This is a genomic window from Streptomyces sp. PA03-6a (assembly GCF_033792765.1).
Taxonomy (GTDB): domain Bacteria; phylum Actinomycetota; class Actinomycetes; order Streptomycetales; family Streptomycetaceae; genus Actinacidiphila.
The window spans coordinates 1-10673 of the sequence record NZ_JARAVK010000282.1; the positions used below are offsets into that span (position 1 = coordinate 1).

The window sequence follows — 10673 nt, forward strand, 5'->3', positions numbered from 1 at the left end:
GCGCTTGCGGGGGCGTGGGCGGGTGGTGGAGATCGCCAGGTAGCCGAGTTGCTGGGTGGCGGCGATGGCAGGCCAGAGCCGGGCGAGTTCGCAGGGGGCGGGGCGTTCGCCGGCGGCGCTGTCGGCGACCGCCCGGAGGTTGATCAGGTCGGTGCGCAGGCGGTGACGGGCCGTGGCGGCGGCGCTGTACCCGGCGTCGTCGCCCGCGATGAGGTTCAGGTGCCAGGTCGTGCCTTCCGCACGGATGACGTGGGCGAGGGCGCTGGGGAGCCGGACGGTCGAGGTGCGCCGCCAGAGCGTGAGCCCCGCGGCCACGCCGACCGCACAGCCGCACACCGTGTCGAGGAGGCGGGCGGTGACGAGTTGGCTCACGGGCAACGCCGGCTGCGCGGCCTCGGTCAGGAACAGCGACAGGGGGGTGATGAAGGCGACGCCGAGGGCGTAGTTGTGGGCCAGGACGGCTTCCGCGGCGAACTGGGCGAGCATCACTGCCGCCACCAGCGCGGGCGGGCCGGGGTGGAAGGCCAGGACGGCGCCGCCGAGCAGGACCCCGGCGGCGGTGCCGGTGCCGCGTTGCATACCGCGCCGGATCACGGTCGTGACGTTGGCGCCCTGCAGGACGACGATGGCGGCGCCGGAGGCCCAGTAGGGCTGCGCGAGTCCGCACGCGTGGGCGAGCCCGCCGGCGATGACGGCGCCCGATCCGACGCGCAGCGCGGCGGGCAGGACCAGCGAATGCCGTTTCCTGGCCGAGGCGAGCAGCCGTGTGGCGCTGGACGGTTCGAGGAGTTCCCCCTCGTCGTCCGGCGGCGCCCCCGACGCGGCATCGCGTACGGCCTGCTCGACCTCGCCGCGCACCGCGCGACGCACGGCCGGCTCCCCGCCGGGCCCGTGGGCCGGGGGTGGCGGGGGCGTACGCCGGTGGCGGAGGCACTCGGCGGTGCGGCGCAGCGCCGCGGTGAGGTCGCCGGGGAGCGGCGCGGGGGATGTGGCGGCGGCGCGGACGGCGGCGGCGAACACGCGGTGGGCCTGGCGCACGGCCGGTCGCAGCCGTGCCCGGCCGGTCGCCCGGCCCAGGGGCTGGGGCGGGGCCGCGACGGCGTACCAGGCGGTGCGCAGTGCGAGGGCCGCCTGGTGCTGGGCGGCGTCCTGGCGGGGGCCGCCGATCGCTTCGAGGTAGGCGGCGAGCTGGTCGTAGGCGTCGGCGACCGCCCTGGTCTCCGGCCCGTGGCGGTCGATCAGGCATCCCGACATCGAGACCAGCCAGGCGCAGGCGGCACCGGCCACGGTGAGCGTGACCCGCTGCCCGATCGCCGCCGCGTCGACGGGCTGGGGGGTGGACATGGCACAGGCGAGGGCGAAGAGGTAGCCACCCGGTGGCCCGATCCGCAGCGCGTCGCAGACGTAGGTGGCGACCGCGCCGACGAGGCCGATCACGACGGGCGCGAGCCAGATCCTGCCCCCGGCCAGCGACCCGGCGGCGACGGAGAGTACGAACCCCGCCCCCACCCCGGCCAGGAGCACCGCCCGCCTGCCGTAGGGCTCCTTCGCACCGTAGACGGCGGTGAAGGCACCCATCGTGGCGGTCAGCCCCCACGGCAGGTGACCCGTGGCGGCCCCGGCGGTCAGGGGGACGCCGATGCTCACCGCGGCGCGCAGCCCCGCGGCGTACCGGTAGCCGGGCCCGCCGCCGGAGCGCAGGGCGTCGTGCAGGAGGCCACCGGCGCGGCCGGCTGGGAAGTGGGGCAACCTCATGGCCTCCGAACGTCCGAACGGCGATGGAACCCGTGCCCCGCCCGCGCCGTGGGACGAGTCCTACCAGAGCGCCCGGCGTGTCCCGGGGAGGGAGCCGCCCGGCGCGTCCGGCTGCGGCGGGCCGCCGGTGAGGCGGCACGCGGGCGGGGTCAGACGAGGGCCGGGTAGTCGGTGTAGCCCCGCCCGTCGCCGCCGTAGTAGCTCGCCGGCTCTGGGGTGTTGTACGGCCCCCGGGCCTTGATGCGCGTGATGAGGTCGGGGTTGGCGAGGAACGCCCGGCCGAGGGTGACGGCGTCGGCGACGCCCTCCGCGAACACGTCGGCCACGGCCTCGTGGGGCGGGCGCCCGTCGTCGTACTGGGGGTTGAGGACGAGCGTGCCCGGCCAGGCGGCACGGACCTTGCGCGTCAGGTCGCGCCCGGCCTGCTCGCGGGTGTGGACGTAGGCGAGCGGCAGGTCCGACAGGGCGGTCAGCAGGGCGGTGTACAGCTCGGCGGGGTCGTTCTCGACGATGCCCTGATCGGTGCTGCCGGGGGAGATGCGCAGGCCGACGCGCTCGGCGCCGATGGCCTCGGCCACGGCCCTGACGGTCTCGACCACGAAGCGGATGCGGTTCCCGGTGCTGCCGCCCCAGCGGTCCGTGCGCAGGTTGGCGCTGTCGGAGAGGAACTGGTGCAGGAGGTAGCCGGTGGCCGCGTGGAGTTCCACGCCGTCGAAGCCGGCCGCGACGGCGTTGCGCGCCGCCGACACGTGGTCGTCGATGGTCCCGAGGATCTCCGCGTCGGTCAGTTCGCGCGGGACGTCGTGTTCCTTGGCCCCCTCGGCGGTGTACGTGACGCCGGGCGCCTGTACGGCGGAGGGCGCGACCGGGACCAGGCCCGTCAGGTCCCGGTGGCCGATCCGCCCGGCGTGCATGATCTGGGCGAAGATCGTGCCGCCCGCCGCGTGCACGGCGTCGGTCAGGGTGCGCCAGGCGGCCACCTGCTCGTCGCTGTGCAGGCCGGGGGTCGCGATGTAGCCCTGGCCGACCGGGCTGGGCTGGGTGCCCTCGGTGATGATCAGCGCGGCCGCCCCGGCCCGCTGCACGTAGTAGTCGACCATGGCGTCGGTGGCCAGTCCGCCGTCGACGGTCGCGCGGTTGCGCGTCATGGGCGACATGAAGATCCGGTGGGGGACCCGGGTTTCTCCGACGGTGATGGGCTCGAACGGTGCGGTCATCTCAGGTCTGTCCTTGTCCGGTGGAGGATGCACCACTCCTGGGGGATAGGGACTATCCATTAGAAAGTGGCTGGCCATGAGAAAGCTAACAGAGCCGACTCCTGTCGGCAAGCCGCTATCCATTGGTAAGCTGGCTGGTATGAGCAGCTACGAGCCCGACTTCTGCCCCCGGTACCACCTGGCCGTCGAGATGATCGGCCGCCGGTGGGCGGGGGTGATCCTGCGTGAGCTGCTCCGGGGTGCGACGCACTTCCGTCAGATCAGCGACGCCATCCCCGACATCACCGACAAGCTGCTGTCGGACCGCCTCAAGCGCTTCGAGCAGGAAGGTGTCATCGAACGCCACGTACTCCCGACGACCCCGGTGACCATCGAGTACCGCCTCACCGACAAGGGCCGCGCGCTGGAGGAGGTCGTCCGGGAGATCTCGAAGTGGGCCGAGTCCTGGCTTCCCGCGCAGGACGAGGAGGCTCCCTCCGGCGAGGAGATCCGGCTGACGGCGTGACGGGCCGCGGCGCGCACCGTGCGCCGCGCCCCGTCGCCGCTACCGCTCCAGCGCCTGGCCCCCGACGCCGCCCGTGACGGCGGCACGCAGCGGGACGCCGCGGAAGGCCTGGATGAGGACGATCACGGCACCGGCCGTGATGCACTGATCGGCGAGGTTGAAGATCCCGGAATCGCCGATCTGGATGAAGTCCAGCACGGCTCCCCGGCCGAACCCGGGGGTGCGGAAGACGCGGTCGGCGAGGTTCCCGCCGGCACCCGCGAAGATCAGCCCGAGGCCGGTCGCCCAGCCCGTGGAGCGTACGGAGCCGGCGACCCGCGCGATGGCCACGAGCGCGACGACCGCCACGAGGGTGAAGAGCAGGGTCGCGCGGGGGGCGAAGGAGCCGGCCGCCCCGGAGTTCCGGAAAGCGGTGAAGGTCACCGCGCCACCCAGGGCGTGCCGGGGTTCGTGGCCCTCGACGACCACCGCGGCGATCGCCTTCGTGACCTGGTCCACGGCGAATCCGGCCGCCGCAACCGTCCACAGCAGATACGCCCGCCGCACCGCCCACCTCCTGATCGCTGGTGACTGCACCGAGCGTACGCGCAGCCTCCGGCGGCGCGGCGGGCGACCGCAGCGAGGTTCGGTATCACTCGATACGGTATCGAACGATCAGATGGCTGGTAATGTGCGTACATGACTGCCGACGCCCCTCGTGGAACCAGCGCCCCGCGTGCGACCGACCGACCCGGGGACACCTCCCCGTTCGCCCTGGGGCTGCTGCTGCGCCGCGCGCACTGGCGCGCGGGCGCGGTGATGGGGGAGGCGCTCCGGCCGCTCGGCATCGAGGTGCGGCATTTCGCGGTGCTGATGGTGCTGGTCGACCGCGGACCCACGGTGCAGCGGGACCTGGCCGCGGCGACCGGGTCGGACAAGGCGGGGATCATGCGGGTCGTGGACGACCTGGAGCGCAAGGGGCTCGCCGTGCGCAAATCCGTTCCGGGGGACAGGAGGGTGCGGGCGGTGGAGATCACGCCCGCGGGCGTCGAGCTGTTCGACGCGGCCCACGTGGCGGCGGTGCCCCTGGCCGAGCATCTGGTCGCCGAACTGGGTCCCGGTGAGACCGAGCGGCTGAAGGACCTGCTGACCCGGTTCGCCTATCCCGAGGGCGGCGAGGCGTAAGCCTGTCGTAGCGAAGACCGTCCAGCCGCGTGGCGCGCCCGCCACGCGGCTTTCGTCGTTCACCCGCGGATGGTGCCGGCGCCGGCCGGGCGGGATGCGTTCACCATTAGTCGCACATACGACGGTATCTGGTGATACCGTCGTAGATGTAACGAAAATGGTCCGGGTGGCCCCCGGGGATGCCCGGTGGGCGCGGGAGCGCCCGCCGTCCTGACCGCATCCGCGGGGCCGCCGGGTGCAGGCCCGCTCAACCCCCGATGCGGTGCCTTGGCGAAAAGAGGTGGATCATGAGGACCGCTCGTGGCGGGAAACCGCAGTCCATGCCGGCGGCCCTGGCTGCCCTTCCCCGTCCCGTGGCCGCGGCGGTGGGCGCCGGCGGCGTGTTCGGGGCGGCACACGTCGGTGTGGCATACGCGCTGGAAGAGCGCGGATTCGTCCCCGACATGATCGTCGGAACCTCGGTGGGCGCGCTGCTGGGGGCGATCGCGGCCGCCCACCCCGACGGCTCGGCGGCATGGCTGGACAGCGTGTGGACCCAGTTGCGCCGCCGTGAGGTGTACCCGATCGGGTACCCGCCCTCACGGGCCAGCGTCTTCGCCGATCGAGGTCTGCGCCGGCTGATCTCGCGGTCGGGGCTGCCGTCCCGGATCGAGGAACTTCCCATCCCGTTCACCGCGGTCGCCATGGACCTGGACACCGGCGCCCCGGCGCTGCTCGACCACGGTGACCTGGAGTCCGCCCTGCTGGCCAGCGCGGCCGTCCCCGGCATCCTGCCCCCGGTCGATCGCGAGCACAGGACGCTCGTCGACGGCGGAGTGATCGCCTACCTCCCCGTACTGGCGGCCCTGCAGGCCGGGGCGGCCAGCGTCGTGGCGCTGTCGACCGGGCCCGAGAGCTCGCCGCCGGTCCCGGACGCCCGGCGGCGTGGGGCCGCTGCGGTCGCCGCCAGGGCCGGACTGCTGCTGATGCGCCATCAGATCGAGCGCGACCTGCACGAGGTGTCCCGGCACATCCCGACCGTCGTACTGCCGACCGGCGTCGAGACCTGGCCCGCGCCCTGGGACTTCGGCCACTCCGAGCGGCTGATCAGCACCGCGCACCGCACCGCGAGGGACTTCCTCGACGGGCTCAGCACCAGTGGACCGGGCCTGTACCGGACCGACGTCACTCCGCCGGACCCGGCCGGACCGGCCGGGGCAATTCCTCGCGCATCAGGGGGCCTTCTGTGAGCACCATCGCGTTCCTCAACGTCGCCATGCACGGGCGGGTCAACCCGACACTGCCCGTGGTCGCCGAGCTCGTCCGGCGCGGCCACCGCGTCACCTACCACACCTCGGCCGCGTTCCGTGAGGAGATCGAGGCCGCCGGCGCCGAGGTGTACCTCTACCCCGGCGGCGACCAGCCGCTCCCCGATCCGCCGACACCGGTCACGTTGCTGGAGGGGCTCGCCCGCAGTGCCGTCGGCCTGCTGCCCGCGGTGCTCGCCGAACTGCGCCGCATCCGGCCGCACCTGATCGTCCACGACAACGCCTGCCCGTGGGGCGCGGTCGCCGCCCGTGAACTCGGCGTGCCCGCCGCCTCGTCGTTCACCACCTTCGCGTTCAACCGGGACGTGCCGAGCCCCACCCGCGGCTCCTGGGACCTGCTGACCGCCGCGGCGGCCCGCCCACGCAGCGTCCGGGGCTACCTGCGGTCGCGCCAGGACCTGCGCCACCACTACGACACCCACGGGCTGCCCCCGGTCGACCTGGGCAACATCCGCCAGCCCCTGAACCTCGTCTTCACCTCACGGGCGTTCCAGCCCCAGGCCGAACGCTTCGACGGGACCTACCGGTTCGTCGGCCCCAGCATCGGCGCCCGCCCGGCCGACCCCACCTTCCCCACCGGCCGGCTGCGGAACCCCGTGGTGTACGCGTCGCTGGGCACGGTGTTCAACGCCGACCCGCACCTGCTGCGCACCCTCGCCACCGCGCTGGCGACACTGGGGGGCACCACCGTCGTCTCCACCGGACGCACCGACCCCGCCGCGCTGGGCCCGTTGCCGTCCAACGTGCTCGTCCGCCGCTTCGTCCCGCAACCCGAAGTGCTGGACCGCGCCGCGCTGTTCGTCACCCACGGCGGAATGAACAGCGTCAACGAGGCCCTGTACGCCGGGGTTCCGATGCTCGTGGTCCCGCAGGGCGCCGACCAGCCGATGGTGGCCCGTCGCGTCGAGGAACTCGGCGCCGGACTGTCGATCCCCACCCGGGAGGTCACCGGGAACGCGGTGCGTGCCCGGGCGGGACGCCTCGTCCGGGACCCCCGCTTCAGGGCTGCCGCGGCCGCCCTGCGGACCGCCCAGCGGGCGGCCGGCGGACACCTGGGCGCGGCCGACGCACTCGAGCGGTACCTGCAGGCCGCGGGTTCCGCCGACCAGTCGCCGGTCCACGCCCACGTGCGGGGGCGAGGCTGACCCATGTCGCTCGCCGCCATGATCCTGCTGGCCTTCGCCGGGGTGTCCAAAGCCGCCGGGCGCATCCTGCCCCTGGCCGTACGCGGGCCGGGCATGCCGCGCACCCTCGTGGCGGGATCGCTGATCGGCGGTGGCCTCATCGAAGCCGCCGTGCTCGCGGTGTGGCCGCTGAGCGCGGCCACGCTGGCCGAACTGGCACTGTCCGCGCCACCGCCGGGCGCCGGACCGGTGTGGACGCTGGGCCTGGCGGCCCCGCTGCTGCTCGCCGGCGTCCTCGCGTTCCCCTGGCTCGGGCCCTTGCTCCACCTGCTGCTCTTCGCCGGGGTCGGGGCCGGGCTGGCCGGCCGGCTCGCCACGGCCACCGGCCTGGGCTGGTGGGCCGCCACCGGTTGCGTGGCCCTTGCGGGGACCGGGCTGGGTGTGACGGTCGAGGCCGTGCGACGCCTGGTCGTGCGGATCAGCACGACCGAACCGCTGGAGGCGAAGACATGAACGGGTACCTGATGTGCGCGTTCGCGGTCGGCACGGCGCTGATCGCCGAAGCGCTGCTGGCCCGTTACGAGGTGCTGGCCTACGGTGCGCACTGGCGTGCCCCCGTCACCGAACTCCCGGACGGCGTTCCCTACGCACGCGGCGCGGCTCCCGACGGCCACCCCGACGCGTACCTCGTCTACCTGGACGGCATCGGCAAGCGCCGCGTCCGCGACACCCGCGACGGCGGCCGGCTCGTCGCGGCCCTCATCGCCAGGGCGCCGGAACTGCGGGTATTGGGCCAGGTCCAGCCCTACTCGCCCCTCGCGGAGCCCCTTGCCGAGCGGCCGGTATGGGCGTGGCTGCGCCGCCGCGTCGCACTGCTGCTGTTCCTGCACAACGTCGTGCAGATCTTCGTCGCCGCCGACCACCGCTACCGCCCCCTGTACAACCGGGCCGTCGGTCGCCAGATCGCCACCCAGCTCCGGCTCGCCGGCTACCCGCCCGGCAGCGGCACCCCCGTGGTGCTGCTCAGCTACAGCGGCGGGGCCCAGGTCGCGACCGGCGCGGTCGACGAACTGCACGCCCAACTGGGCGCGCCACTTGTGCTGATCACCCTGGGCGGGTTCCACAACGGCGCCAACGACCTCACCCACGCCGAGCACCTGCACCGGCTGACGAGCGCGAGCGACCGCATCGAACGGCTCGGCACCTGGATCTTTCCCCAGCGTTGGCCGCTGGCCCGCGGCAGTGGCTGGAACCGGGCCCGCCGTGCCGGAAAGATCAGCGTGCACCGGCTCGACCCGGCCACGCACGTCGGACCGCTCGGCTACATCAGCCCCACCGCACGGTCGTCCGAAGGCCGCAGTCACCTCGACCGCACCGCCGACACCGTGATCGCGGCCGTGCGCGCCCACCATGTGGCGGAGCCATGAGCGACGGCGCCGGCCGCCGTGCCCGGAGGAGCAACACCAGGACCAGGATCCTCAGGTCCGCGCTCGAACTCTTCGCCGCCAAGGGGTACTCGGGCACCACGTTGCGCGCGATCGCCGGGCGCGCCGACGTGGACCCCGCGATGATCCGCTACTTCTTCGACGGCAAGGACGTCCTCTTCCGGGACGCGGTGTCCTCCCGCATCGACCTGTCCACCCTCTTCGACGGGCCCACGGCCGAGGAGGCGCAAGCCGCTCCCATGAGCCGGGGGGAGCGGTTGGCCCGGACGTTCCTCCCCGTCTGGGAGGACGAGTCGACCCGCCCGGCTCTCGTCGCGGTGTACCGGACCGGCATGTCGGACGGGCCGATCGCCAGGACGCTCCGCGACCGTGTCCAAGCGGCCCTCGCCTCGTGCCTGGGCCGGATCGCCCCGGAGGAGACCGAGCGGTCACCGATGTTCACGTCCTCGGTGTCCGCACAACTGACCGGCCTGGTCATGCTGCGCTACGTCTTCCCGGCGGAACCGCTGGCCTCACTGGACGTCGAGGAGCTGACGAAGCTGTTCGGCCTCGCCGTCGAGCGCGGAACGAGTTGTTCCTGCCAATAGCAGGTGCTCGCGACGTACACCCGGGCCATCACAAACCGCGTTCACCGAGATCCCGAAATTCTCCCGACGCCTCGCCCCGGCCTTCGGGCAATGGCGGCCGAATTTCCCGTTGCCCAAAGGGAAATGTCCGCTCCCGCGGGGCGCCGACCCCCGAGGCGTGTTTTCCCGGCACCTTGACGGGCGACCTGACTTCTTATGGGATTGGCGCCTCTGTCCTGGAACGACGTGAAGGGATGCTCGTGAGAACCAGATCCTTATCGATCGCAGCAGTCGGCGCCCTCATCCTCTGCGGTGCGGCCGTCGCACCCATGGCCCAGGCCCGCGACGCGGGCACGGCCGCCGCCGGAGCGGACACCGTCAAGGTGTACCGCGCGGAAGTGACGAAGAGCCAGATCCCGTTGCTGCTCCAGGCCGGCCAGGACGCGCAGGAGCTGAGCGAGCGGCCGCCGGCGCAGGGCACGGCCTCGGTCGAGGTGTACCTCACCGGTGATCAGGCGGAGGAACTGCGGCGCGAGGGCGTGCGGCTCACCGAGCACACGCTCGGCGCCAAGGCCGAGGCGCGGGTGCAGAACGCGGCCGACAAGGTGTTCCGCCCCTACAGCGGCAAGGGCGGCATCAAGGAGGAGATCCTCGCCACCAACCGCGCGAACCCCGGGCTGACGAAGGTCGTCTCGATCGGCAAGACCACGCGCGGGCAGGACATCCTCGCCCTCAAACTCACCAAGGACGCCGCGAAGTCCAAGGACGGCTCGAAGCCCTCCGTGCTGTACATGTCCAACCAGCACGCACGCGAGTGGATCACGCCGGAGATGACCCGCCGGCTGATGCACCACTACCTGGACAACTACCGCACCGACAAGCGGATCAAGAAGCTCGTCGACTCCACCGAGCTGTGGTTCCTGATATCCGCGAACCCGGACGGCTACGACTACACCTTCCAGAGCGACGACACCCGCCTGTGGCGCAAGAACCTGCGGGACAACAACGGCGACGGCGTCATCACCGCGGGCGACGGCGTCGACCTGAACCGCAACTTCGCCTACAAGTGGGGCTACGACAACGAGGGTTCGTCCCCGAACCCGGCCAGCGAGACCTACCGCGGCGCCGGCCCGAACTCCGAGCCGGAGACGCGGGCGCTGGACGCGTTCCAGAAGCGCATCGACTTCACGTACGGCATCAACTACCACTCCGCCGCCGAGCTGCTGCTCTACGGGGTCGGCTGGCAGGTGGCCACGGACACCCCCGACGACGTCCTGTACAGGTCACTGGCCGGCACGCCGGACAACTCCGCCATCCCCGGCTACCACCCGCAGGTGTCGTCCGAGCTGTACACCACCAACGGCGAGGCCGACGGTCACGCGTCCAACGTGAACGGCCTGGCGATGTTCACGCCCGAGATGTCGACGTGCCAGACCGCGTCCGACATCGACCCGGACGACCAGTGGGTGGCCTCCGACTGCCAGTCGGGGTTCAACTTCCCCGACGACGAGAAGCTGATCGAGCAGGAGTTCGAGAAGAACGTCCCGTTCGCGCTCTCCGTGGCCGAGACGGCCTCCCACCCCGACGTCC

The 10673-nt window shown here is 72.8% G+C and carries 11 protein-coding genes; 8 read left to right on the forward strand and 3 right to left on the reverse strand.

The window, feature by feature from the left end:
- Both PV350_RS39570 and PV350_RS39575 read right to left on the reverse strand, forming a co-directional pair.
- Positions 1-1755, reverse strand: a 1755-nt coding sequence (locus PV350_RS39570; protein WP_500338277.1) for an FUSC family protein, incomplete at its 3' end; no start/stop codon positions are given.
- 149 nt (positions 1756-1904) lie between these two features.
- Positions 1905-2972 carry an alkene reductase gene (locus tag PV350_RS39575; protein WP_500338278.1) on the reverse strand — a complete coding sequence of 356 codons (1068 nt, stop codon included), beginning with the start codon at positions 2970-2972 and terminating at the stop codon, positions 1905-1907.
- Positions 2973-3111: 139 nt separating this feature from the next.
- Between PV350_RS39575 and PV350_RS39580 the strand changes: the two genes are divergently transcribed.
- Positions 3112-3477, forward strand: coding sequence for a winged helix-turn-helix transcriptional regulator (locus PV350_RS39580; RefSeq protein WP_499516241.1), 366 nt, complete (start codon positions 3112-3114; stop codon positions 3475-3477).
- A 39-nt stretch (positions 3478-3516) separates the two neighbouring features.
- Here PV350_RS39580 and PV350_RS39585 read toward each other — a convergent pair whose 3' ends face one another.
- Entirely contained in the window at positions 3517-4023 is a 507-nt protein-coding gene (locus PV350_RS39585; RefSeq protein ID WP_499516242.1) for a signal peptidase II, read from the reverse strand.
- Positions 4024-4155: 132 nt separating this feature from the next.
- On the opposite strand from PV350_RS39585, the gene PV350_RS39590 reads away from it, so the two are divergent.
- From PV350_RS39590 to PV350_RS39620, 7 genes are all read left to right on the forward strand, one after another.
- Positions 4156-4641 carry a MarR family winged helix-turn-helix transcriptional regulator gene (locus tag PV350_RS39590; protein WP_500338280.1) on the forward strand — a complete coding sequence of 162 codons (486 nt, stop codon included), beginning with the start codon at positions 4156-4158 and terminating at the stop codon, positions 4639-4641.
- A gap of 287 nt (positions 4642-4928) precedes the next feature.
- Entirely contained in the window at positions 4929-5870 is a 942-nt protein-coding gene (locus tag PV350_RS39595; RefSeq protein ID WP_500338282.1) for a patatin-like phospholipase family protein, read from the forward strand.
- Positions 5867-7093 (forward strand): macrolide family glycosyltransferase, encoded by a 1227-nt coding sequence (locus tag PV350_RS39600; RefSeq protein WP_499516245.1) that lies wholly within the window; start codon positions 5867-5869, stop codon positions 7091-7093. The genes PV350_RS39595 and PV350_RS39600 overlap by 4 nt, the downstream gene beginning before the upstream one ends.
- 3 nt (positions 7094-7096) lie before the next feature.
- Complete coding sequence (locus tag PV350_RS39605) at positions 7097-7585, forward strand: hypothetical protein (protein WP_500338284.1); 489 nt, start codon at positions 7097-7099, stop codon at positions 7583-7585.
- Positions 7582-8499, forward strand: a complete 918-nt coding sequence (locus tag PV350_RS39610) for a hypothetical protein (RefSeq protein ID WP_499516247.1) — start codon at positions 7582-7584, stop codon at positions 8497-8499. The genes PV350_RS39605 and PV350_RS39610 overlap by 4 nt, the downstream gene beginning before the upstream one ends.
- Positions 8496-9104, forward strand: coding sequence for a TetR/AcrR family transcriptional regulator (locus PV350_RS39615; protein ID WP_500338286.1), 609 nt, complete (start codon positions 8496-8498; stop codon positions 9102-9104). The genes PV350_RS39610 and PV350_RS39615 overlap by 4 nt, the downstream gene beginning before the upstream one ends.
- Positions 9105-9343: 239 nt before the next feature.
- Positions 9344-10673, forward strand: a 1330-nt coding sequence (locus PV350_RS39620) for a M14 family metallopeptidase (RefSeq protein ID WP_500338288.1), incomplete at its 3' end; no start/stop codon positions are given.

Bases quoted from the DNA above. Each gene is read 5' to 3' on its own strand.
- PV350_RS39580 (WP_499516241.1), top strand. From the start codon at position 3,112: ATGAGCAGCTACGAGCCCGACTTCTGCCCCCGGTACCACCTGGCCGTC.
- PV350_RS39575 (WP_500338278.1), bottom strand. From the start codon at position 2,972: ATGACCGCACCGTTCGAGCCCATCACCGTCGGAGAAACCCGGGTCCCC.
- PV350_RS39610 (WP_499516247.1), top strand. From the start codon at position 7,582: ATGAACGGGTACCTGATGTGCGCGTTCGCGGTCGGCACGGCGCTGATC.
- PV350_RS39605 (WP_500338284.1), top strand. From the start codon at position 7,097: ATGTCGCTCGCCGCCATGATCCTGCTGGCCTTCGCCGGGGTGTCCAAA.
- PV350_RS39615 (WP_500338286.1), top strand. From the start codon at position 8,496: ATGAGCGACGGCGCCGGCCGCCGTGCCCGGAGGAGCAACACCAGGACC.
- PV350_RS39595 (WP_500338282.1), top strand. From the start codon at position 4,929: ATGAGGACCGCTCGTGGCGGGAAACCGCAGTCCATGCCGGCGGCCCTG.
- PV350_RS39590 (WP_500338280.1), top strand. From the start codon at position 4,156: ATGACTGCCGACGCCCCTCGTGGAACCAGCGCCCCGCGTGCGACCGAC.